The 24,444-nt window shown below is 46.9% G+C and carries 21 protein-coding genes; 17 read left to right on the top strand and 4 right to left on the bottom strand.

Going from position 1 to position 24,444, the window contains the following annotated elements; translation table 11 throughout:
* The first annotated feature begins 3 nt into the window (after window positions 1–3).
* The 6 genes from aceF (at window position 4) to purF (ending at window position 7,893) form a co-directional block, all read left to right on the top strand.
* Window positions 4–1,689, top strand: a complete 1,686-nt coding sequence (gene aceF / locus ACM5Q9_RS04415; RefSeq protein ID WP_418143518.1) for a dihydrolipoyllysine-residue acetyltransferase — start codon at window positions 4–6, stop codon at window positions 1,687–1,689.
* Between the two features lie 15 nt (window positions 1,690–1,704).
* Window positions 1,705–3,459: a dihydrolipoyl dehydrogenase gene (gene lpdA / locus ACM5Q9_RS04410; protein WP_418143517.1), complete on the top strand. Its 1,755-nt coding sequence runs from the start codon at window positions 1,705–1,707 to the stop codon at window positions 3,457–3,459.
* A 121-nt stretch (window positions 3,460–3,580) separates the two neighbouring features.
* Window positions 3,581–4,876: a bifunctional tetrahydrofolate synthase/dihydrofolate synthase gene (gene folC / locus ACM5Q9_RS04405; protein ID WP_418143515.1), complete on the top strand. Its 1,296-nt coding sequence runs from the start codon at window positions 3,581–3,583 to the stop codon at window positions 4,874–4,876.
* A 92-nt stretch (window positions 4,877–4,968) separates the two neighbouring features.
* The gene (locus ACM5Q9_RS04400) at window positions 4,969–5,832 is read left to right on the top strand and encodes an SPOR domain-containing protein (protein WP_418143514.1); all 864 of its coding nucleotides are present in this window, start codon (window positions 4,969–4,971) and stop codon (window positions 5,830–5,832) included.
* 6 nt (window positions 5,833–5,838) lie between these two features.
* Window positions 5,839–6,330: a CvpA family protein gene (locus ACM5Q9_RS04395; RefSeq protein ID WP_418143513.1), complete on the top strand. Its 492-nt coding sequence runs from the start codon at window positions 5,839–5,841 to the stop codon at window positions 6,328–6,330.
* Window positions 6,331–6,360: 30 nt separating this feature from the next.
* Window positions 6,361–7,893: an amidophosphoribosyltransferase gene (gene purF, locus ACM5Q9_RS04390; RefSeq protein ID WP_418143512.1), complete on the top strand. Its 1,533-nt coding sequence runs from the start codon at window positions 6,361–6,363 to the stop codon at window positions 7,891–7,893.
* Window positions 7,894–7,900: 7 nt separating this feature from the next.
* Here purF and ACM5Q9_RS04385 read toward each other — a convergent pair whose 3' ends face one another.
* The 4 genes from ACM5Q9_RS04385 to map are packed head-to-tail and all read right to left on the bottom strand — an operon-like array spanning window position 7,901 to window position 12,518.
* On the bottom strand, window positions 7,901–8,383 hold the full coding sequence (locus tag ACM5Q9_RS04385; RefSeq protein WP_418143511.1) for a disulfide bond formation protein B: 483 nt from the start codon (window positions 8,381–8,383) through the stop codon (window positions 7,901–7,903).
* A gap of 13 nt (window positions 8,384–8,396) precedes the next feature.
* Window positions 8,397–9,095, bottom strand: coding sequence for a MarC family protein (locus ACM5Q9_RS04380; protein ID WP_418143510.1), 699 nt, complete (start codon window positions 9,093–9,095; stop codon window positions 8,397–8,399).
* On the bottom strand, window positions 9,092–11,713 hold the full coding sequence (locus tag ACM5Q9_RS04375) for a [protein-PII] uridylyltransferase (protein ID WP_418143509.1): 2,622 nt from the start codon (window positions 11,711–11,713) through the stop codon (window positions 9,092–9,094). Before ACM5Q9_RS04375 ends, ACM5Q9_RS04380 begins: the two co-directional genes overlap by 4 nt.
* 4 nt (window positions 11,714–11,717) lie before the next feature.
* Entirely contained in the window at window positions 11,718–12,518 is an 801-nt protein-coding gene (gene map / locus ACM5Q9_RS04370) for a type I methionyl aminopeptidase (RefSeq protein ID WP_418143508.1), read from the bottom strand.
* Window positions 12,519–12,729: 211 nt separating this feature from the next.
* Between map and rpsB the strand changes: the two genes are divergently transcribed.
* From rpsB to lpxD, 11 genes are all read left to right on the top strand, one after another.
* A complete protein-coding gene (gene rpsB / locus ACM5Q9_RS04365; protein ID WP_418143507.1) occupies window positions 12,730–13,485 on the top strand; it encodes a 30S ribosomal protein S2 in 756 nt (251 codons plus the stop codon).
* Between the two features lie 140 nt (window positions 13,486–13,625).
* The gene (tsf, locus tag ACM5Q9_RS04360) at window positions 13,626–14,498 is read left to right on the top strand and encodes a translation elongation factor Ts (RefSeq protein WP_418143506.1); all 873 of its coding nucleotides are present in this window, start codon (window positions 13,626–13,628) and stop codon (window positions 14,496–14,498) included.
* 120 nt (window positions 14,499–14,618) lie between these two features.
* Window positions 14,619–15,335, top strand: coding sequence for a UMP kinase (gene pyrH, locus ACM5Q9_RS04355; protein ID WP_169294417.1), 717 nt, complete (start codon window positions 14,619–14,621; stop codon window positions 15,333–15,335).
* 10 nt (window positions 15,336–15,345) lie between these two features.
* Entirely contained in the window at window positions 15,346–15,906 is a 561-nt protein-coding gene (gene frr, locus ACM5Q9_RS04350; protein WP_418143505.1) for a ribosome recycling factor, read from the top strand.
* 39 nt (window positions 15,907–15,945) lie between these two features.
* Window positions 15,946–16,701, top strand: a complete 756-nt coding sequence (gene uppS, locus ACM5Q9_RS04345) for a polyprenyl diphosphate synthase (protein WP_418143504.1) — start codon at window positions 15,946–15,948, stop codon at window positions 16,699–16,701.
* 16 nt (window positions 16,702–16,717) lie between these two features.
* Complete coding sequence (locus tag ACM5Q9_RS04340) at window positions 16,718–17,590, top strand: phosphatidate cytidylyltransferase (RefSeq protein ID WP_418143503.1); 873 nt, start codon at window positions 16,718–16,720, stop codon at window positions 17,588–17,590.
* Window positions 17,591–17,596: 6 nt separating this feature from the next.
* Window positions 17,597–18,772 carry a 1-deoxy-D-xylulose-5-phosphate reductoisomerase gene (locus ACM5Q9_RS04335; RefSeq protein ID WP_418143502.1) on the top strand — a complete coding sequence of 392 codons (1,176 nt, stop codon included), beginning with the start codon at window positions 17,597–17,599 and terminating at the stop codon, window positions 18,770–18,772.
* A 16-nt stretch (window positions 18,773–18,788) separates the two neighbouring features.
* Complete coding sequence (rseP, locus tag ACM5Q9_RS04330) at window positions 18,789–20,120, top strand: RIP metalloprotease RseP (protein ID WP_418143501.1); 1,332 nt, start codon at window positions 18,789–18,791, stop codon at window positions 20,118–20,120.
* A 104-nt stretch (window positions 20,121–20,224) separates the two neighbouring features.
* Complete coding sequence (gene bamA, locus ACM5Q9_RS04325) at window positions 20,225–22,594, top strand: outer membrane protein assembly factor BamA (protein WP_418143500.1); 2,370 nt, start codon at window positions 20,225–20,227, stop codon at window positions 22,592–22,594.
* Window positions 22,595–22,699: 105 nt separating this feature from the next.
* Entirely contained in the window at window positions 22,700–23,305 is a 606-nt protein-coding gene (locus ACM5Q9_RS04320) for an OmpH family outer membrane protein (RefSeq protein ID WP_418143499.1), read from the top strand.
* Window positions 23,306–23,307: 2 nt separating this feature from the next.
* Entirely contained in the window at window positions 23,308–24,393 is a 1,086-nt protein-coding gene (gene lpxD, locus ACM5Q9_RS04315) for a UDP-3-O-(3-hydroxymyristoyl)glucosamine N-acyltransferase (RefSeq protein WP_418143498.1), read from the top strand.
* Window positions 24,394–24,444 lie beyond the last annotated feature (51 nt).

Raw genomic sequence — 24,444 nt, 5'->3', positions numbered from 1 at the left:
GATATGAGTAAATTGTTAGAAATTAAAGTGCCGGATATCGGAGATTTCAGTGAGGTTGAGGTCATCGAATTACTGGTTGCTGTTGGAGATCATGTTAAGGCGGAACAAAGTCTGATTACCGTTGAGTCTGATAAGGCCTCTATGGAAATCCCGTCTTCAGAAGCCGGCGTTGTGAAAAGCCTGAAAGTGAAATTGGGTGACAAGGTTAAAGAAGGCAGCGTGATTCTTGAGCTGGAGGCCGCTGGTGAGGCCAGCGTGCAGGCTGCTCCTGCAGCGGCTGAGGAGACCGCGGTTGCTGTTAGCCAAGCGGCTGCAGAAGCGCCAGCGGCTGTGCAGCCAGCACCAGCGGTCGCGGGTGGGACGGTAAGCGTTGTTGTACCTGATATCGGCGACTTTAGTGAGGTTGAGGTAATTGAACTCTTGGTGGCGGTTGGCGATACCGTAGAGGCAGAGTCTAGCCTGATAACCGTGGAGTCTGATAAGGCCTCCATGGAAATTCCATCATCCCATGCAGGGACAGTGACCGCAATAGCAGTAAAGGTTGGAGATAAGGTCGCCAAGGGATCTTTGGTGTTGGAGCTTAGCACTAACGGTGCTAATGCCAGCGCTGCGCCAGTACCAGCACAACCTCAGCAGGCGGCGCAAGCTACGCAAACCATGGTGAAGCTGCCTAGTTCCGACCGCATTGATGAAACGGCCACGGTTCCTTCTGAGTTCAGGGTTTCGCCTACCGCTTCTTTTGCACCTACTGCATTGCCAAGTCGTAACTTGCCGCATGCCTCTCCTTCTGTGCGCAAGTTTGCACGTGAACTGGGTGTGGATCTTGCCCAAGTGAAAGGGACTGGTGAAAAGAACCGGATTACACAGGATGATGTGCGCAAATATGTGAAGGCAACCCTCACTGCTGCCATGAGCGCACATTCCACTACCACCAGCACTAGTGTTGGGGCTGGCGGTTTGTCGGTACTTGATTGGCCAAAAATTGATTTTGCCAAGTTTGGCCCGATCGAAGCCAAACCCTTGTCGCGTATCAAGAAAATTTCAGGTGCCAACCTGCATCGTAACTGGGTCATGATTCCTCATGTTACCAATAATGATGAGGCGGATATTACCGATTTGGAAGCACTTCGGGTAAAACTGAACAAAGAGAATGAGAAAGCCGGTATCAAGTTCACCATGTTGGCTTTCATTATCAAGGCAGTGGTTGCTGCCCTGAAAAAATTCCCTGAATTCAATGCATCGCTCGATGGCGACCAATTGGTCTTGAAAAAATATTTTCACATTGGTTTTGCCGCTGATACGCCAAATGGGTTGGTTGTGCCAGTGCTTAAAGATGCGGACAAAAAGTCGATTACCGACATTGCCAAAGAAACGGCTGAACTGGCCAAGCTGGCCCGTGATGGAAAACTTTCTCCATCACAAATGCAGGGCGGCTGTTTTACCATTTCTTCATTAGGCGGGATTGGCGGTACTTCATTTACGCCCATTATCAATGCGCCTGAAGTGGCAATCCTGGGTGTTTGCCGTTCTTCTTATAAACCGGTTTGGAATGGCCAGGCTTTTGAGCCACGCCTGACCATACCTCTGTCATTGTCCTATGATCACAGGGTTATTGATGGTGCGCTTGCTGCGCGTTTCAATGCCTATTTGGGTTCATTGCTGGCGGACTTCCGCCGGGTATTAATCTAAGGGCAGAGGTCAAAAATGAGTCAAATCGAAGTTAAAGTACCTGATATTGGTGATTTTGATAGCGTTGAGGTTATTGAAATCCTGGTATCACCTGGTGATGTGGTTGCCGAGGAGCAAAGCCTGATTACCGTGGAGTCTGACAAGGCCTCCATGGAAATTCCTTCATCTGCTGCCGGAAAAGTGGTGTCGCTTAACATCAAGCTGGGTGATAAGGTAGCTCAAGGCAGCGTGATTTTAACGCTGGATAGCAACCAGGCCGATCCCAAAGTGACACCGGCTGCTACCACTCCGCCTGTTGGGCAGGTAGTTGCAGCAACCCCTACTGTATCTACGCCAGTTGCCTCAGCAGGTATTTCAGAAAATGCCTATGATGTGCTGGTGCTTGGTGCCGGTCCGGGCGGATACTCGGCTGCCTTCCGTGCTGCCGATCTTGGCCTGAAGGTAGTGCTGGTTGAGCGTTACGCTACCCTTGGCGGTGTTTGCCTTAATGTCGGATGCATTCCATCTAAGGCCCTGCTGCACAATGTGGCGGTTCTGGAAGAAGCCAAGCATCTGGCCGCTAATGGGATTGTGTTTGGTGAACCCGTTATAGATTTGGATAAGTTGCGCGGTTACAAAGACAGTGTTATTGGCAAGCTTACCGGTGGCCTGGCTGGCATGGCCAAGGCCCGCAAGGTTATGGTGGTAACAGGTGTTGGCGAGTTTACAGACAGTCATCATCTAGCCGTTGCCAAAGCTGATGGCACGACTGAAACACTGGCCTTCAAAAATGCCATTATTGCGGCAGGAAGCCAGTCGGTAAAATTACCGTTTTTGCCCGAGGATGATCGCATTGTTGACTCAACCGGTGCCTTGGCGCTTAAGTCCATTCCCAAAAAGATGCTGATTGTTGGTGGAGGCATTATCGGACTGGAAATGGGAACCGTCTATTCTGCTTTGGGTGCCCGTCTTGATGTGGTTGAAATGCAAGACGGCCTGATGCAAGGTGCTGATCGTGATTTGGTCAAGGTTTGGCAAAAAATGAATGCGCCTCGCTTTGACAATATCATGTTAAACACGAAAACGGTTGCTGCCGAAGCGAAAGAGGATGGTATTTGGGTGACTTTTGAAGGTGAAGGCGCGCCCAAAGAACCGCAACGCTACGATTTGGTACTGCAGGCTGTAGGTCGTTCCCCCAATGGCAAAAAAATCGGTGCGGAAAAGGCGGGTGTACAGGTTAGTGAGCGCGGCTTTATTGCGGTTGACCAACAAATGCGTACTAACGTTCCCCATATTTTTGCTATCGGGGATCTGGTGGGGCAACCCATGTTGGCGCATAAGGCGGTTCATGAGGCCCATGTGGCAGCCGAAGTGATTGCCGGCCAGAAAAGCTTCTTTGATGCCAGGGTTATCCCTTCCGTGGCTTATACGGATCCTGAGGTGGCATGGGTTGGGCTTACCGAAGAACAGGCCAAAAAAGAGGGTATCAAGATTGAAAAAGGTCTTTTCCCTTGGGCAGCTTCTGGTAGAGCTATTGCCAATGGTCGTGATGAAGGTTTCACCAAGCTGATTTTTGATGCGGAAACCCATCGTATTTTAGGTGGCGGTATTGTGGGAACGCACGCTGGCGACTTGATCAGTGAAGTGGCTCTGGCTATTGAAATGGGGGCTGACATGGTGGATATAGGCAAAACCATCCATCCGCATCCAACATTAGGTGAGTCGATTGGCATGGCGGCAGAAGCTGCCCATGGCAGTTGCACCGATTTACCCCCAAGCAGACGCAAATAATAGCGTTTTTGTTTCAGGATTAAAACTCTCTTATTTTCCGGTTTTCCGGAAAATCAAGAGAGTTTTTTCTTGGTGTCGCTTAAAATAGTCGATTAACCGTTAAGTATTTAAATATATTGAAATGACTGCCGTACCTACTGAACAGCATTCTCTGGATGAATGGCTGGCTTATCTTGAATCCATTCATTCAACTTCCATTGATATGGGCCTGGATCGCGTTAGAGAAGTTGCCAGACGCATGGATATCAATTGGTCTGGTGTCAAAATCATCGTAGGTGGCACCAATGGCAAGGGCTCTACCTGTGCCATGCTGGAATCCATCTACCTGGCTGCCGGATATTCTGTTGGCATGTACACATCACCGCATTTGATTCATTTCAATGAGCGTATCAGGTTGGATGGCAGCATTATTCAGGACGCGGATATTGTCGCGCAACTTGTCCTGATAGAGAAAGCCCGCGGTGAAATTTCCCTTACTTACTTCGAATATACAACGCTGGCAGCCTTGCTGTTGTTCAAGCAGCATAATGTTGATGTGGCCGTACTTGAAGTAGGGCTTGGTGGCCGGCTTGATGCAGTCAATATTGTTGATGCAGATTGCTCTATTGTAACCAGCGTCAATATTGATCATACCCAGTGGCTGGGCAATACGCGCGAAGAAATCGGCTTTGAAAAGGCGCATATATTCAGGGCAGGGAAGCCCGCGATTTGCAGTGACCCTGAGCCGCCTCAATCGCTGCTTGATTATGCCAACAGTATTGGTGCAGACCTGTGGCTGTTCGGTAAAGATTTCAATTATTCTGGCGACAAACAGCAATGGGCTTTTGCCGGACGCACCCAGCGCCGCAATGCCTTGGCTTATCCTGCCTTGCGTGGCGCCAACCAGTTGTTAAATGCTTCTGCGGCATTGGCTGCCATAGAAGCGCTTCGTGGCCGTCTGGCGGTACCCATTCAGGCCATTCGTGAAGGGTTGTTGCAGGCTTCATTGCCAGGCCGTTTCCAGATTTTGCCCGGTCAGCCTACCGTTATTCTTGATGTAGCCCATAATCCACACGCTGCTGCGGTACTGGCGCACAATCTTGATGGCATGGCTTATTTTCCATATACCCATGGTGTTATTGGCATGCTGAATGACAAGGATTGTGATGAAGTCCTGAAAAAAATGGGCAGGCGTATAGATCATTGGTATTGTGCAAGCTTGCCTGGCGACCGTGCTCGTTCGGGCCAGGATATTGCCGATAAAATCACGGCACTTTTTCCTGCCGACAAAGATGGATTGCCAACTGTTGCGGTCTATGATACACCTGTAAGCGCATATGAGGCCGCACGGGAAAAAATGGCTGACAATGATAGAATTGTGGTTTTTGGTTCATTTGTAACGGTGGCAGCCGTTATGCAAAAGCTAAATAAAGGGTAAGTTAGCGCTAACGTTAACGCTCAACAAGGATTTTTATGGGATTGTTCAATTCACAAAATAACCAGAATCAATATCATCGGTCGCGGACCAGAATGAGTGAGTCCGAGCAGCAGGCGCTCAAGGCCAAGGCCCGAAATCGCTTGATTGGTGCAATTGTATTGATTCTTTTGGCAATTATCGTGGTGCCTGTTATTCTTGATAACAATGATGATGCCCCCATTATCCAGCAGCAGCCACCCATGGCCCCATTGGTGGCTGGCAGAAATAATGATGCCAATGTGGCAGGCACGTTATCGGTAACAACTGCCCCCGGTGTTGAGTCCAATGGCGGTGTTTCAACTTCCCAGCTTGTCAATACAGACGGTACCGTTTCCGGTGACGTTCAGGTAACCGGTTCTGTTGCATCCGACACAGCGATTATTCCCGAGCAAACCCAGGAAATGCCGGTTGAGTCTGTCGCCTCTGGTACGGCAACAGTACCTGGTAGCCAAAACCCAAGCCTGGCTGGACAAGAAGCCCAAACACAGGCTCAAACATCTGAATCCAAAGATGCAATCAAAAAGCAGGAGACGGAGCGTTCAAAACCGGTTGAAATCAAAAGGCCTGACAATCGAATTACGATTAAAGAGGCAGAGCGTACCGATGATGGTTCACGCGCCTTGGCCTTGCTTGAAGGGCGTAGTCCTTCTGTCAAGCCTAAAAGCTCAACCAAAGTAACCAGTGGAAATTACTCTTTGCAGATTGCCTCTTATTCCTCATCCAAAGATGCCCAGGAGCGGCGTGAAAAATTAATCGCATCAGGTGTTTCCAACACCTATGTGCAAAGTGCCATGGTTAATGGCAAACAGCAATACCGCCTTCGGGTAGGCCCCTTCAACTCACGTGAAGCGGCTCAGGCAGCTCAGACACGTTTGCGCACCTTGGGTTATGACAACGGATTCATTTCATCCAACTAGGCCATTGTGACCGAATTTGATTATGTCGCGTTGGGCATTATTGCCGTGTCCGGCTTGCTGGGACTAATGAGAGGATTCCTGAAGGAGTTCTTCTCATTAATTGCTTATGTTGTTGCATTTGTTGGTGCTGCATGGTGGGGACCACATGTTTATCCCTGGTTCCAGGAATTTATTGATAATTCCCTATTGAGTATGGGAATAGGTTATGCCTTGACTTTTATCGGTGTTTTGCTGGTGGTGGGTTTGCTTAACCTAACACTGGGAACGCTGATAGATAAAACCGGCCTTGGGCCGGCAGATCAGGGTCTTGGTATTTTATTTGGTTTGGCACGGGGCGTTCTTATTGTTCTTGTGCTTGTTGTTATTGCGGGATACACTCCATTTCCTCAGGAACAATGGTGGGTAAATGCGCATTTTTCAGAGCCTGCAGTCAACCTGATTAAACAGGTTACGTTGTTTTTGCCCGAAAATGTGGGATCTTACCTGCCTTATCAGTAGTTTTCATCGTTAAAAATAGGTATACACAATATGTGTGGAATAGTCGGGATCGTCGGTCGCTCTCCTGTTAATCAATTGATATATGACAGCCTGCTTTTGTTGCAGCATCGCGGCCAGGATGCTGCGGGCATCGCAACGGCAAATGGCAACAACTTTAATATGTTCAAGGCGCATGGTCTGGTCAGGGACGTATTCAGAACGCGTAACATGCGTTCATTGCCGGGTAATTCGGGCATCGGACAAGTTCGTTACCCTACGGCAGGCTCCAGTGACAGCCTTGAAGAAGCGCAGCCGTTTTATGTAAATGCACCATTTGGCATTACTTTTGCCCATAATGGCAACCTGACTAACTGGCGTGAATTGCGCGAATCGTTGTTCAAGGTGGACCGCCGTCATATCAATACTAATTCCGACTCTGAAGTCCTGCTAAACGTGCTTGCCAACGAGTTGCAAAATGCGGCACAAGGCATTTCACTGGATACGGCTACTATTTTCAAGGCAGTGGCTGCAGTCCATAAGCGGGTTAAGGGTGCTTATACCGTCATTGCCCATATTTCGGGTTATGGCATGCTGGCATTCCGTGATCCGTTTGGTATTCGTCCTTTGTGCCTGGGTCGCTCTGAAACAGAGCAGGGAACTGAATGGATTGTTGCCTCCGAATCTGTTGCTATAGAAGGTATCGGATTCGATTTTCTGCGTGACATTCAGCCTGGTGAGGCGGTGTTTATCGATCTGGACGGTAATGTTGCCTCGCAACAATGTGCGGACAATCCCGTGTTAACGCCCTGTTTGTTTGAGTATGTTTATTTTGCCCGTCCAGACTCTACGATCGATGGGATAAACGTTTACAACGCCCGTCTTAAAATGGGTGAATATTTGGCCAACAAGGTAGCCAAGCAACTGCGTTTAAGTGATATTGACGTGGTCATGCCTATTCCTGACTCATCCCGGCCCGCTGCAATGGAATTGGCATCCCATCTGAAACTGGAATACCGCGAAGGATTTATCAAAAACCGCTATGTTGGCCGTACGTTTATTATGCCTGGCCAAGCCGTCCGTAAAAAATCCGTGCGCCAAAAACTGAATGCCATGAGCATGGAGTTCAAGGGCAAGAATATTTTATTGGTTGATGATTCTATTGTGCGTGGCACGACAAGTCGTGAGATTGTCGACATGGCCAAGGCAGCGGGTGCGAATAAAGTATATTTTGCCTCTGCTGCGCCTGCGGTGCGCTATCCTAACGTGTATGGTATTGATATGCCTTCACAGCAAGATTTGATTGCAACCGGCAGAACGCCTGAAGAAGTGGCCAAGGAAATAGGTGCTGACGGTTTGGTTTATCAGGATCTGGAGGATCTTAAACGGGCAATTCATGACCTGAACCCGAATATTAACCAGTACGAGGCTTCTTGCTTTGACGGAAAATATGTCACGGGTGATATTGATGAAGCCTATCTGAAGCGCCTTCATGACAGCCGTTATCAGGAAGGCAGCAGATCAGAGCCACAGGGTGGCTTGCAATTCAATATGGGTTATGCGGCCAATAACGGCACTAACTACTAATCCTGCTTTATTTGGCGGTGTTGTTTTTTGTGAATAACACTGCCAAAGACATCATTATAATTACCACAAACAAAATCAGGCTCCAGATGGCGTATTCAACGCCAAAGAATATAACACGGGCATCCATGCAAGAGGCATATATCCCAAATAGCCATGGCACTGCAGCATCCAGCCCGGTTGTTCGTGCGATAAAGCGGTCGGCAAAAGTCATGTCACAGGAAAACATCTCGGCGGCGACGCTATATTGATACCAGGCAGCCAGTACGCCGCTTACGCCAAGTCCGGCACTGGCAAGGGCAAGTATTTTCTTGGCGACGGCGGAACTGAAAAAATTAGCCAGCAGGCAAACCGCTGCAATGCACAAGAATATAAGACGCTGCAACACACACCAGGCACAAGGAGCCATATCAAGGACATGTTGCGAAAACAGGGCGATACCAACTGCAGCCAGACAGAGAAATGCAATGAGATTAAGTATTTTTTGTGTCATATGGGTTTTTATTTCAGGAATGAAGTTTGGCAATATCGCCCGAAAGGGACATTATAAGCTCGTAAGCACCATTCCAGACAATTTGCACGCCGATGCAAAGCAGGATAAAAGCTGAAAGGCGCATGAACACGGCTGTTCCGGTTGATCCAAGCCTGTAAAGGAGTTGGGCGGCATAGCGAAGGCAAAGGTATACAATAATTGCCACAACAAAAATACCAGCCATGGTGCCCGTTAAATTGAGCAGGCTGTAAGTTGGACTGGCGCTTTGCAGGGTGGCGCCAATCGTGATTGCGGCGGAAATGCTGCCGGGCCCACAAGTAATGGGAAAGGTCAATGGAAAAAAAGCATGTGCCTTGACTTTTTCCATTGTGAATTTTTCTGCCAGTTTCTCTGCGTGAACGGTGTCATTATCTTTGGCATTCAGCAATTGCCATGCACTGGCTACCACCAGAATCCCGCCCGCTACCCGCACAATAGGCAAAGAAATACCAAAAAAACTCAGGATGACATTGCCTGCCACGGTGGCAAAAGCAAGCATAATAAGCACGTTGATGGCAATTCTTTTGGCCAGAAGGGTACGGGTGGCAGTGCTGGCTCCGCTGGTCATGGTCCAAAAGATGGGAGTGACCGCAGGTGGATTCACGATGGGCAACAGAGTGCCCACAACAAACAGGAAACTGCGTCCTGCAAAATAAAGGTATTCGTTAATCATTGCTTTATGCCGGTATCAGGAAAGGTAAGGGTTTTCAGGGTTTCAAGCAGGTCGCGCTCAAATTGGAGTTGCGTGCGGGGGTTTTCGAGGGTAATGCCGTCTACTATAAAAACATCTTCCACACGTTCTCCCAAGGTCATGACTTTAGCCATTTGAAGGTTGATTTTATGCCTGCTGAAAGTGGCGGCAAGACTATAAAGTATACCTGGCGTATCGGTGGCTGTAATTGAAAGTCGCCAGGATTTGCTTTGCTCGTCTGGCTGCAATTCTATACTGGGAACAATTGGAAAAGTGCGTGATCGCCGTACACCGGGCGTCATGCTGAATCGGCTTCTTCGGTTCAGTACGCACTGAAAGTCTTCCAGCTGTTTTTTTTTGATTTTGTTTACAAGGCCATGTTCAATAATGGTTGCATAAGAACGGGTGTCATCACCGAATGCCAGGCTTTCAATGATAAAACTATCAAGCGCGTAACCATCATTACTGGTATGGATGCGTGCATCAAGAATATTAATCTGGTTTTCGTAGAAATAGGAACAGATCAGTTCGAACAGGTTTTCCTTGTCCCTGGTATATACCAGCAACTGAATACCTTCGTTTTTATCGGTTGGACGGGCTTTGACAACGGTTTGTTCAGTTGATACGGTTTTGTACAATTGCCGGGTGTGCCAGGCAATTTCCTGTGGTTCATGACGCAGGAAGTAAGCTACATCCATTTTTGACCAGAAGGCCTCCCGGTCTTCATCATCCAGGCCGGCAAGGCTGATTAATGCCATGGCTTCATTCTTGCGTTGGGCCAAAATGCTGCTTCGATCCAGTTGTGCGCCACCCAGGGCAGCCAGTGCATGATTGTATAAATCTTCCAGCAGCTTGCCTTTCCAGGCACTCCAGACTTTAGGGCTGGTGCCCCGGATATCTGCAACGGTTAGCAGGTAAAGGGCGCTCAGGTTGCGTTCTGTTTTGACCAGGTCGATAAAGTTACGGATAACTTGCGGGTCTGATAAGTCCTGTTTTTGAGCAACCTGGGACATGACAAGGTGGTTTTCAACCAGAAACTCAACCAGGCTGGCATCTTCCTGCTGAAGCTTGTGTTCTTTAGCGAATTTTCTTACTTCAATAGCGCCCAGTTCTGAATGATCTCCTCCACGTCCTTTGGCTATATCGTGAAACAGGGCGGCCACATACAGTAACCAGTGGTTTTCAAAGTAAGCAATCAGGTGGCTGGCCAGGGGGTATTCGCGTGCATGTTCAGGCATGGTAAAGCGTCGCAGGTTGCGAATGACCATTAAAGTGTGCTGGTCTACGGTGTAGACGTGAAATAAATCATGTTGCATCTGCCCGACAACGTTTTTAAAAGCGGGAATGTACATGGGAAGCACGTTCAGCATGGTCATCCGTCGCAGATTATGAACAATGCCTGTAGGGTACTGCAGTATTTGCAAAAACAGGCGACGGTTGACCGGGTTGCGCCTGAATTGAGCGTCAATCCTGAAGCGTGAGCTCCAAATGGCCCGCTGTGTGCGCACAGTCATATCTGTTAGTTCAGGGTGCTGTTGCAGCACCAGAAATGACTTTAACAGTAACTGTGGTTTGCGTTCAAAAGCGTCATCCGCCTTGATGTCCAGCCTTTGTTGAATGCTGCAAAAATCTTCATCAATATCCATTTTCATGGCGTTGGTGACAGGAAAAAAATAATCCTGAAAATTTTGCATCATAAACTGGGTAAGCTGATAAACAACACGCGCCGAGTTGTAATATCGCTGCATCAGCACCTCGCTTGGGCGCTTGCTACCTTGGGGTTTGATCTTGTAAGTTTCTGCCAATGTGGGTTGCATGTGAAACAGCAGGCGATCTTCCCGTTTGTTGGCCAGCAGATGAAGCTCGATTCGCAGGCGCTTGAATTCTTGTTCCGCTTTTTTGAGTTTGCTGGATTCATCGCCGGTCATGAGGCCGGCCATGACCAGGTTGCGCCAGCTTGTTCCCATGCCTGCCGTCTTTGCCAGCCAATGGATTTGTTGTAGATCCCTGTGGCCTCCGGGGGATTCCTTGCAGTTAGGCTCAAGTGAGTAGGGGGTATCACTGAAACGGGCATGGCGCTGCTGCAGTTCCAGTTTTTTTGCCAGGAAAAACTCACGCGGGTTGAGGGTTTCACGGAACTGCTTTTCCAGTTCATGTGCCAGTTTTCGGTTGCCCAGCACAAACCGCAACTCAAGAAGCGAGGTTTCTATGGTTATGTCTGTTTTGGAAACTTGAAGGCATTGATCAATCGTTCGCACGCTATGGCCAATTTCAAGACCAAGATCCCATAGCATGGCAATAAAGGATTCAAGACGGATTTGCTCTTCTCGCGAGGGCTCCTGTTTGAGGAGGATAAGGATATCAATATCGGAAAAGGGGTAGAGTTCACCGCGCCCGTATCCGCCAACCGCACAAAATGCGGCATTTTGGGGGAGCGGATGGAATTCGACCAGGCTTTTGAGGGCTTGGTCAATAATTTTACGAAGTGATACCAGCAAAGTGTCTGGTCTTATTTTTTGTTGCCTGTATAAATTGAACAAATGTTTTTGCTGTTCGTTCAACTGTTGTTTGACTAGTAATGCTTTGCTGGCAATATTCATGTTTTTACTGCTTGATAAACGCGGGTGGCGCAGGCATGCCCGGAGAGGTGGTAAGGACTTCATAACCGGTCTCGGTTACGATGATGGTGTGTTCCCATTGGGCGGATAGACTATGGTCTCGGGTAACCACCGTCCATTGATCGGCTAGAATCCGTGATTCTTTGCGGCCCGCATTAATCATGGGTTCTATGGTAAAAACCATCCCTTTTTCAAGTTTTTGGCCTTCGCCTGGCTTGCCAAAATGCAATACTTGGGGTTCTTCATGAAAGTTACGGCCTACACCGTGACCGCAATATTCGCGCACCACAGAAAATACGTTGGATTCGGCATGTTTTTGAATGGCATGTCCGATATCGCCCAATGTTGCGCCAGGTTTGACTTGCTGGATGCCCAGCCACAGGCATTCATAGGCATTTTCTACCAGGCGTTTGGCCAAAATGGTGGGAGAGCCTACATAAAACATGCGGCTGGTATCGCCAAACCAGCCGTTTTTAATGGTCGTGACATCAATATTAAGGATGTCGCCATTTTTGAGTTTTTTGTCGCCAGGAATTCCATGACAAATGACATGATTGACCGAAACGCAGACACTTCCAGGGTAGGGCGGGTGTCCTGGTGGTGCGTAGCCAATGGTGGCTGATTTAACCTTGAGGACATCAGTCATGTAGGCCAGGCATAGGCGGTCGATTTCACCGGTGGTTACACCTGGCTTGATGAAAGGTGCAATATAATCCAGAACAGAGGCGGCTGTTTGGCAGGCGTCCCTCATTTGGTCGATGTCATTTTGATTTGTTAAAATTGGCATAACTGCTTGAGTAAGTTATAAAAAAAATAGTAGAATAGCTGGCTTACTTGAAATTACTTAAGTAGGGAAGCAATAAAAGTACAGATTGTACCATTTATTTTCATTTTAGATTAAGCAGTAAATCGCGTGTATTTTTTCCTAGGGTGTTGATTTTAAAAGACAAATCAATGCTGAAAATACACAGGAACTAACCCTTTGGAGTTTTTATATCATGTCATTAATGCGTGAAATGCTGGAAGCCGGTGTACACTTTGGTCACCAAACCCGTTACTGGAATCCTAAAATGTCTCAGTACATTTTTGGTAGCCGTAACAAAATTCACATCATCAACCTGGAAAAAACCGTTGGCAATTACCTGGAAGCAATGAAGTTCATTCGCCAGACTACAGCCCGTGGCGGTAAAGTCCTGTTTGTTGGTACAAAACGTGCTGCTCGTGAAACCATTGCAGCAGAAGCTACACGCGCAGGCATGCCTTATGTAGACAGTCGTTGGTTGGGCGGCATGATGACCAACTTCAAAACTGTCAAAAGTTCTATCAAGCGTCTGAAAGAAATGGAAGCCGCTGTTGCTGATGGCAGCACAGAACGCATGAGCAAGAAAGAAGCCCTGATGTTCGAACGCGAACTGGAAAAACTGAACAAATCCATCGGTGGTATCAAGGATATGAATACACTTCCTGATGTATTGTTCATTATTGACGTTGGCTACCACAAAATTGCCATTCAGGAAGCCCGTACATTGGGTATCCCTGTTGTTGCTATTGTTGATACCAATCACTCACCTGATGGCATCGACTACGTTATTCCTGGTAACGATGACTCTGCAAAAGCAATCGCCCTGTATGCAAAAGGCGTAGCTGATGCCGTTCTTGAAGGTCGCGAACAAAACCTGAATGGTCTTGTTGAAACCATCGTCGAAGGCGAAGAAGAGTTTGTTGAAGAAGTTCAGGAAGACGACAACAACTAATATGACAGCATCTTGCCCGATATTCATTTGTCATGAAAACCGGGTATGTTGTCGATTGATCCCGCAAGGCTGATCAATCATATTTGTAAATTCAATTCGCCCCGCCCAGTCGGGGCGACTTTAAAAATACTGGAGTAAAAATGGCTGCGATTACTGCTGCGATGGTAAAGGAACTGCGCGAAAAAACAGATGCGCCCATGATGGAGTGCAAAAAAGCGCTGACAGAAGCCGATGGTGACATGGCTCGCGCTGAAGAAATTTTGCGTGTCAAATTGGGTAGCAAAGCCAGCAAGGCTGCTTCACGCGTTACTGCTGAAGGCCTGGTTGGTTTGTACATTGCTGAAGATGGCAAAACCGGCGCCGTGGTTGAGATCAACTGCGAAACCGACTTCGTTGCGAAAAATGACGACTTTATCAACTTCGTCAATCAAATGGCTGAGCTTATTGCCAAACAAAACCCAGCCGACGTCGAAGCATTGTCTGCATTGCCATTTGCTGAAGGTACCGTCGAATCTACACGTTCAGCCCTGATTGGCAAAATCGGTGAGAACATGTCGATTCGCCGCTTCCAGCGCATTGCAACCGAAAACTTGCTGTCCAGTTATGTTCATGGTGGACGTATTGGTGTGCTAGTTGAGTTCTCTGGCGACCAGGAAGTTGGTAAAGACTTGGCCATGCATATTGCTGCTACCAAGCCTAAGGCTATTGATGCATCTGGTGTGCCTGCTGAGGAAATTGAGAAAGAGCGTTCAGTGGCCGAGCAAAAAGCATCAGAATCTGGCAAGCCTGCTGATATCGTTACCAAAATGGTCGAAGGTTCTGTTGCCAAGTTCCTCAAGGAAGTTACCTTGTTGACCCAGCCATTTGTTAAAAATGACAAGCAAACCGTTGAGCAAATGCTGAAAGAGAAAAAAGCTTCTATCTCTAGCTTTGCGATGTTTGTGGTTGGTGAAGGCATTGAGAAACAAGTAACTGATTTTGCTGCTGAGGTTGCTGCCGCAACCGGTAACTAATTCAAGCATTTTCGCCTAATGAAAATAATCCCCTTTTAAGGGGATTATTTTTGAAAACGGCAAAAGTCTTGTTCCGGACTTGTTACAATAGCATGTTATTTTTTTTAAGGATGCCTTGGCATGAGTGGCAATAAATTTAAACGCGTTCTTTTAAAGCTTTCTGGTGAAGCCTTAATGGGAGATGATGCGTACGGTATTAATCGAGCAACGATTATACGCATGACCGAAGAAATTGCTGAAGTTGCAAAATTGGGTATAGAACTCTCCATCGTTATTGGTGGCGGTAATATTTTCCGTGGTGTGGCACCAGGCGCACAAGGCATGGACAGGGCAACAGCTGACTATATGGGCATGATGGCCACGGTAATGAATGCCTTGGCTCTACAAGACGCGCTTAAAAATCACGGTGTGGTTGCACGGGTGCAGTCTGCCTTGAATATCGATCAGGTGGTTGAGCCTTATATCCGACCCAAGGCATTGCGTTACCTGGAAGAGAAAAAAGTGGTTATCTTTGCGGCAGGTACAGGTAATCCATTCTTTACTACCGATACGGCTGCTGCCTTGCGTGGTGCTGAAATGGGCGTTGAAATTGTCATGAAAGCCACCAAAGTGGATGGCATTTATTCTGCTGACCCAAATAAAGATCCCACTGCCACAAAATATTCACGCATCAGTTTTGATGAGGCAATCACACGTCGACTTGAGGTCATGGATGCAACGGCATTTGCCTTGTGCCGTGACCAGAAACTTCCAATCATGGTTTTTTCAATTAACAAGCCGGGTGCCCTGAAAAGAGCGGTCTGCGGTGAAGACGAAGGCACCTTAGTTCACGTATAAAGGATAAGCAATGAGTATTTCAGAAGTAAAAAAATCAGCTGAAACCAGGATGAACAAATCCATTGAAACGCTTAAAAACAATTTGTCAAAAATTCGCACCGGGCGTGCTTCGGCTGGCTTGCTTGACCACGTTCTGGTTGATTACTACGGTTCCATGGTTCCTGTCAGCCAGGTTGCTGCGGTTAATGTGATTGATGCCCGCACGCTGAGTGTACAACCCTGGGAAAAGCAAATGGCTGCACCTTTGGAAAAAGCCATTCGTGAATCGGATCTTGGCCTGAATCCAGTTGCTTTGGGTGAAAGTATCCGTGTGCCTATGCCGGCCTTAACTGAAGAGCGTCGCCGTGATTTGACCAAAGTGGTCAAAAATGAAGGTGAAGATGCTAAAATTGCTATACGTAATTTGCGCCGGGATGCCAATGACACATTCAAAAAAATGGTCAAGGACAAAGAGATTTCCGAAGATGATGAGCGTCGTGGTCAGGACGATATCCAGAAAATGACGGATAAATTTGTTTCTGAAATTGACGCCCTGGTTTCTCAAAAAGAAGCTGAAATCATGAAGGTTTAAGCATTGGCTTATTCCTTTTACATTTATTGAAATTTGCCAATGATCGAAAGCTCGACACTTGATATACCAGAAACACACGATGTCCCAAAACATATTGCCATTATCATGGATGGTAATGGTCGATGGGCCACCGAGCGGAGAATGCCGCGAACAGCAGGGCATATCCGTGGTGTGCAAGCTGTACGTAAAGTCGTTGAGCACTGTGCCAGAAGCGGCGTCAGCTACCTGACTTTGTTTGCCTTTAGTTCAGAAAACTGGCGTCGCCCTGAAGATGAGGTTTCCTTGCTTATGCGGCTTTTTATTCGTACGCTAGAGCGGGAAGTCAAGCGCCTCAATGAAAATGGAATACGCCTGAAAATTGTGGGTAATTTGTCTCGGTTTGAGCCAAAATTACAAAAACTCATTCTTCAGTCACAAGAAAAAACCAGTGCCAATGCCAAAATGACCCTGACGATTGCCGCCAATTATGGTGGCCGATGGGATATCTTGCAGGCAATCAAGCGTCTGGTGGCCGAAAACCCTCAGGCTGTAGAAATACCAGAATTAATCAATGAGCAATTGCTTAATAGCTACTTGGCCATGTCCTGGGCGCCTGAACCAGACTTGTTCATCAGGACAGGTGGGGAAAGCCGCATTTCAAATTTCCTGATTTGGCAGCTGGCTTATACTGAGCTTTATTTTACCAATACCTACTGGCCAGACTTCAAGGAAAAGGAATTGGAGTTGGCCTTTGAGTGGTACCGAGGCCGAGAACGTCGTTTTGGGCGGACTAGTGCCCAGCTTAAAACAAAATAACAAGGGGGCAAACAGCATGCTCGGTCAAAGAGTCACGACTGCCATCATACTCTTGGCGGTTTTGATCGTCGCTATTTCAATACCAAACCCGGTATATTTCAACTGTTTTGTCAGTCTGGCTGCTGCCGCTGCGTTTTGGGAGTGGTTGCGACTTGCATTGCCTAAAGAATACCGTGGTAAAGGCGTTGCGTATGTAGGTGCCATTATTCTTTTTGGGCTGTTTTTGACGGGGTCCATTTTGCTTCCCGAAAAAATGTCAGCCGGCACAAAGTACTTCGCTCGCTTTAATGAAGTAGGCCTTTTTTTTATTGCTATTAGTGCTTTAGTCTGGCTGTTGATCATACCCATTGTGCTTTATCGTGCACGCCTGGAGCCAGATAGAAATAATTTCTTGCATGCCTTATTTGGTTTTATGACCATTGTGGCAACATGGTATGCCATTATTACCCTGTACACGATTCATGGTGCCTGGTTTGTTTTCTCTTATCTGATTTTGATCTGGTGTGCCGATATTTTCGCCTATTTTGGCGGTAAATATTTTGGTGGTGCGAAATTGGCGCCTAAAATCAGTCCGGGTAAAACCCGTTCCGGTGCCTTGTGCGGAATTCTTGCCTCAATTATCTGGTTGGTGGCCAGTGCTTTCATCGAGAACAGTTTTTCTTATTTCATCATGCAGCAGTCTTCCATTTTATTGGTTCCGTTAGTGGGTTTGCTGCTTGCCATCTATTCCATTTTTGGAGACCTCTACGAGTCGCTCATGAAGCGCCGTGCGGGTTTCAAAGATTCCAGTAACTTATTGCCTGGCCATGGTGGTGCCTGGGATCGACTGGATTCAGTATTATCGGTTAGCCCGATTGCCATGCTGATCTGGTATTTACTTATTCATTAACTTATTATGCAAAACATAGCGATATTTGGTGCCACCGGTTCGATCGGTGATAGTACGCTGGATGTTATTCGCAAACATGCAGACCGTTTTTCAGTGTATGCACTTAGTGCGCATACCCGCATACGTAAACTGCTTGAACTTTCCCTGACTCATCGTCCGAAGGTGGTTATTGTTCCCGATCAGGCATCCGGGCAAACATTCAAACAACTGTGGCCTGCAGAAATAACCATGCCTGAAATCCGGGTAGGGTCAAAAGGCTTGTGTGATACTGCTTGTGATCCAAAGGCTGATACAGTGGTGGCTGCTATCGTAGGAACCGCCGGATTGCCATCGGCCTTTGCCGCTGCGCAGGCAGGAAAGCGAATATTGTTGGCCAACAAAGAGGCGCTGGTTGCTGCGGGCTCCCTGTTTATGGAAACCGTTAAAAAAAACAAGGCTACTTTATTGCCCCTTGATAGTGAGCATAATGCGATTTTTCAATGCCTGCCAGGCGGCAAGTGCAATTCACAGGTAAGGCGCCTTGTGCTGACCGCTTCGGGTGGGCCTTTCCGTACCATTGATCCCTCACAGCTGTCGGCAGTAACGCCCGAACAGGCGTGCAAGCATCCCAATTGGTCGATGGGAAGGAAGATTTCAATTGATTCGGCAACCATGCTTAATAAAGGGCTAGAGGTTATAGAGGCTAAATGGATGTTTGAGGTGGATGCTTCAAAAATTGATGTGCTGGTTCATCCTGAAAGCACGATTCATTCCATGGTTGAATATATAGACGGGTCATTTTTGGCGCAATTGGGCAATCCGGATATGCGTATTCCGATTTCATATGCGCTTGGTTACCCTGAAAGAATTGAAAGCAATACTGAAAATTTTGACCTGTCTCGTTTGTTGCAGCTGAATTTCGAGTTGCCCGACTTCAAACGATTCCCTTGTTTAAAGCTTGCCTTTGATGCCTTAAAATCCAGTCAATCCGACTGTGTAGTGCTTAATGCCTCCAATGAGGTGGCAGTTGATTATTTCCTGAAAAACAAAATTAAATTTACTGATATCGCGGTTACAATCGAAAAAATGCTTAATGGATTTGCTGGAACTGTCAAGGGTTCATTGAATCATATAGATGATGTCTTCGAGCTTGATGCGATGGCCAGAAGCCACACCAGTGAACTGTTAAATAATACCCATTGACCTCCTAGGGGCCTTGATGCTTTTTAATCTGCTTTTCTTTGTCATTACCATTAGTGTTGTGGTTGTCTTCCATGAGCTGGGCCATTATCTGGCCGCTCGTTTTTACAATGTAAGGGTAGAGCGTTTTTCGCTTGGCTTTGGAAAGGTGCTGTTTAGAAAAACCGATAAGCATGGTACTGAATGGGTTCTTTCAGCCTTGCCATTGGGTGGATACGTCAAGCCGCTTGCCGAGCCTCCTGCTGGCGCCAGCATCAAAGAGGCCGCCAGGGCCATCAGCCAGAAAACGGCGTGGCAACGGTTTGTGATATTTGCCGCCGGTCCTTTCTTTAGTTTTTTGCTGGCCATTATTATCTATTCAGGCATGAAAATAAGCGGGACGACTGAGCCCGTGCCGTACTTGTCCCAGCCAGCAGCAAATACTCTTGCCTATACGGTAGGAATCGAGGGTGGGGATAAAGTGCTGGCAGTTGATGGGAATGAAGTCCAGGGGTGGGCAGAGGTTCGTTTAGCCTTGCTTGAACCGCTTGCTACCGGTGCTGAATCTACATTAGTGCTTCAGGGTGTAAATGGTGCGACTCGCAATATAACCATGCATTTTCCCAAGGTGACGGGTACGCTTGAAGGCGTTGATTTAATGGGACAGGCAGGTCTGGCGTTAATGGCACCACAGCCTGTTGTGGCAAATGTCCTGGAAGATGGTGCGGGCGAACAGGCTGGTCTTAAAAAAGGAGACCTCGTTTTGCGTGCGGGAACCCAGGATGATGTAACCATTACCGGCCTGATCAAGCTTATACAGGATAATCCCTCCCAAACCATTCCCTTGCTAATCGCAAGGGATAATACAGAGTTGTCGGTAAATATTACGCCACGGGCTGAAATTGATGCGAATGATAAAACAGTAGGTAAAATCGGTGTTGCTTTTACTGGCCAATATCCTACAGTTACGGTGCGTTATGGTATTTTCGAAAGTATCTATCTGGCAACCGTGCAAACTTTTGATACAGCCTGGTTTTCCCTGAAAATGCTTGGCAAAATGGTCATGGGGCAACTTTCATGGAAGAATATCAGCGGTCCGATTGCCATTGCCGATTATGCGGGTCAATCCGCCCAAGTGGGGATGGATAAATTCATAGAATTTATTGCACTTATTACCGTTAGTATTGGTGTGTTAAATTTAATTCCCATCCCAGGGCTTGATGGTGGGCAAATGGTTTTTTGCCTCATTGAAATGGTTCGTAAAAAAGCTTTGTCCGAAACCATTCAGGAAAAAAGCCTGATGGTCGGATATTCATTGTTGCTTTTTTTAATGATATTTGCCTTTGTAAATGATATTGCCCGTGTTTTATAAGTATTTTGATGTGCCAAAGCGCGGGTTTTTGCTGGCAAATATGAGATTTCTGCCTTACAATCGCATGTTATGTTCTAACTGAATATTAATCAAGGATAGTCCGAATGTCTTTTCGTCCGATGACATATATAAGAAAAAAAGCGATTCCAAGTCTGATCGCTTCACTGTTGATACCGCAAGCTGTATTTGCTTTCTCTCCCTTTGTCATCAAGGATATCCAGGTTACTGGCCTGGAAAGTACAGAGCCTTCAATGGTATTCAGTTACATGCCGGTACAGGTTGGTAACACATTCACCGAAGAGCAGGCCTCAGATGTCATTCGTCGCCTGTATGCAACCGGTCTGTTCAATGATGTAAAAATCAATACGGCCAACAATATTGTCCAGATTAACGTCGTAGAGCGCCCGCTTATTACTTCCATTACCTTTGAAGGAATGCGTGCTTTCGACAATAAAGCGATTACCACTGCATTGGCAAACGTTGGTTTTGGCACGGGCAGGGCACTTGATCCTGCTTTGCTGGATCGCGCCACCACAGAAATACGGCAGCAATATGTCGTCAAGGGACATTATGGTGTCGATGTCAGCACGACCCTGACACCCTTACCAAATAACCGGGTTGGTATCAGTTTTACGGTCGATGAGGGTGTTTCCTCCCGTATTAAAGATATCAATATCGTTGGTAATAAAGCATTTTCAGAAGATGACTTGCTTGATGAATTAAGTCTGACTACCCCTGGTTTCATGACTTGGTATACCGGCACCCACAAGTATTCACGTGAAAAGCTTGAGCAAGATACAGAGGCTATTAAAGGCTTCTATCTTGATCGTGGTTACCTGGATTTCACCATGGAACCTCCGCAAGTTACCATATCCCCTAACCGGGAAGATATTTCCATTAACATGACCGTCAGTGAGGGCGAACCTTACACTCTTCGTAAAGTTCAGCTTGCCGGTGATTTGCTCGACTTGAATACCGAGCTTGAGTCATTGGTTATTCCTCAGTCCGGTGAGGTGTTCAATGCTTCAAAAGCACGTGATACGGTATCTGCCATTAAAACCCGTCTGGGTGAGTTGGGTTATGCCTTTGCAACCGTCACACCAAATCCGGTAACTGTGCCAGGCACAACCGAGGCTGACCTTACTTTCTTTGTCGATCCCGGTAAACGTGTTTATGTTCGACGTATTGAGATTGGCGGCAACGTCCGGACGCGTGACCAGGTTATTCGCCGCGAAATGCGCCAGCAAGAATCTGCCTGGTATGATGCGGGGCAATTGGCCACTTCTCAAGAGCGTATTGACCGCTTGGGATATTTTAATGAAGTGCAGGTTAACCAGGCCCCTGTGTCCGGAACCGATGATCAGGTAGATATCGTTGTTGATGTCAAGGAAAAGCCCACAGGTATGATCAACCTTGGTGTTGGCTATGGCTCTACCGATAAATTATCATTTACCGGTGGCATCAGCCAGGAAAATATTTTTGGTAGCGGTACCGATCTGAGCCTGCAGGTAAACACCAGCAAGCGAAACCGTGCGGCTGTGATTACCCACACTGATCCATACTGGACATCAAGCGGTATAAGTCGTAGCACTTCCCTGTATTATCGTATTGACCGCCCATATAACTCAAACGTAGACCAGGACGAAGATAACTACCGTACGCGTTCTATCGGTTTTGGCATGAACTTTGGCGTGCCAATTTCAGAAAATGATCGTATTTTCATGGGCTTGACCTATGAGAACAACAAGATCGAATTGCCAAGTGAAAGCTCGGGTTATATTGTGCCTTGGGCCTATCGTAATTTTGTGGATGTTTATGGTGAGTCAACCAATCTATTCATGTTCAACCTTGGTTGGGCAAAAGATACCCGTGATAGTGCTCTGGCACCCTCCAAAGGTTACTACACTTCACTTAATGCATCGGTAGGGGTGGGCGACCTGAAGTACTACATGCTTAGTGCCCAGCAACAATATTATTTGCCATTGGGCAAGGATTACACTCTTGCGATGAATCTAAGTGCCGATTATGGCAAAAGCCTTGACAGCAAGAAACCTTTCCCCGTCATTAAAAACCTTTATGCCGGTGGTATTGGTTCCGTTCGTGGTTATGAGGGTGCTTCTTTAGGCCCGCGCGACCGGCTTTCTGGCGACTACTTGGGTGGTTCAACCCGGGTTATTGCCAATTTGCAACTATTTCTCCCATTCCCTGGCACACAAAATGACCGTACTTTACGCTGGTTTGTATTTGCCGATGCCGGCAAGGTTAGTGTTTCAGGAAAAACTGCATGTACTAACGGTAATATAGATAACGGTGGCCTGGTTGATAAACCATGTGGCTGGCGTTATTCTGCTGGTGTTGGTTTGTCATGGCAGTCACCTTTGGGTCCATTGCAAATTTCATATGCCCGCCCAATTAGTGCAAAACCAGGAGACAACAAAGAATCCTTCCAGTTCCAGATTGGTACTGCATTCTAAGGTTGTACACGAACTTTAACGGGTGTTTACGTGTCAGGCGTGTCATGAAACTGTCCTGACTAACGAATTTTTATATAATTCCTTTTTTATTATAAGGTTATTTTCATGAGTTCAAGTTTGGCAAAAAATACTTTCGGCAAACGTAAAGTTGGCACGTTGCTTGTAGCATCAGTAATTGGTCTTTCATTGACTGCACCAACCGTATTTGCGCAAGCAAAAAAAGCCGCTGAAGGATCTGAAAAAAAGACTGAAGCTGCTGCAGAAACTTCCAGCAACAGCCCATTGAAAATCGGGTTTGTAAACACCGAGAAAATCCTTCGTGATTCTGCGCCAGCTAAAGAAGCCCAGGAAAAAATTGAAACCGAATTCAAGAAAAGGGACGAAGAGCTGCAAAAATTGGCTAATACCTTGCGTACCAAAGCCGAAAAATTTGATAAAGACGCACCAGTAATGACAGATGCTGATCGTGCCAAGGCCCAGCGTGAACTGGCTGATCTTGATACCGATCTTCAGCGTAAACGCCGTGAGTTTCAAGAAGACTTCAATCGTCGTCGCAATGAGGCCTTTTCAGGAATTGTAGACAAAGCCAATGCTGCGATTCGTGAAATTGCTGAAAAAGAAGACTATGACCTTATCGTTCAGGATGCAGTAACGGTAAGTACACGAATTGACATTACCGATACTGTTATTAAAGAATTGGATAAAAAATAAGCATGGCAATTGTATTAAATCCGGATCAGGCAGTTACGCTTGACAAACTGCTTGATCAGGTTGATACGCAAGGTCTGGATTGGCAGTTAAAAAACAGTTCCAATCAAACCTTTCCGTTTATTCGGGGTTTGGGTTCCTTAAGTAATGCCGGGCAGTCTGAAATCAGTTTTCTTTCAAATGCAAAATTTTTTCCGCATTTGTTAAAAACTGATGCTGCGGCTGTTATTCTTCCCCAAAAAGCAGTTGATCATCTGCCGGATTCAGTTTCATTTGCGATAGTGGTGTGTGAAAACCCCTATCTGATGTACGCCCGCATTGCTCAATGGTTTGACAGCTTCAGGCTAAATGCCATACCCAAACAGATTCATCCGTCGGCCATAGTGGCTCCTGATGCCATTATTGAAGAAGGGGTATCTATTGGGCCACTGGCCGTTATAGAATCCAATGTTAAAATTGCATCAGGAAGCATTATCGGTGCTTCCTGTGTTGTTGGCAAAAATTCGGTCATTGGCAAAAACAGTATTTTGTACGCTAATGTAATCCTCTATCATGATGTGATTATTGGTGAGCGCTGTATTTTACATAGTGGTGCAGTGATTGGTGCAGACGGTTTCGGTTTCGCACCCGATAACACGCAAGAAAAAGGCGCGTGGTGCAAGATCTCCCAACTTGGGCGTGTCATTCTTGGTAATGATGTTGAAATTGGTGCATGCACAACAGTAGACAGAGGGGCCATTGAAGATACGGTTATTGGCAATGGTGTCAAACTCGACAACCAGATCATGATTGGTCATAACGTTAAGGTTGGTGATCATACTGCCATGGCTGCGTGCGTAGGTGTAGCAGGCTCCACACAAATAGGGACCCGTTGCACGATTGCCGGAGCAGGAATGGTTTCAGGTCATATTACCATTGGTGATGATGTCCACATTTCTGGCGGATCGGCTGTTACTTCGGATATTCTTGTGCCGGGTCGTTATACGGGGGTCTTTCCAATTGCCTCCCACAGCGTCTGGCAAAAAAACGCCGCTGTTCTTCAGCAACTGGCCCAGCTAAGAAGGCGTATCCAGCAATTGGAAAAAAAATAATTCAAATGAACCAAATGGGCGGGTTCAATGCAAGCCCGTTTTGGTTTGCAA

It is taken from the genome of Advenella sp. RU8 (genome assembly GCF_048381675.1).
Taxonomy (GTDB): domain Bacteria; phylum Pseudomonadota; class Gammaproteobacteria; order Burkholderiales; family Burkholderiaceae_B; genus Advenella.
This window is presented reverse-complemented; position numbering and strand designations above follow the sequence as displayed.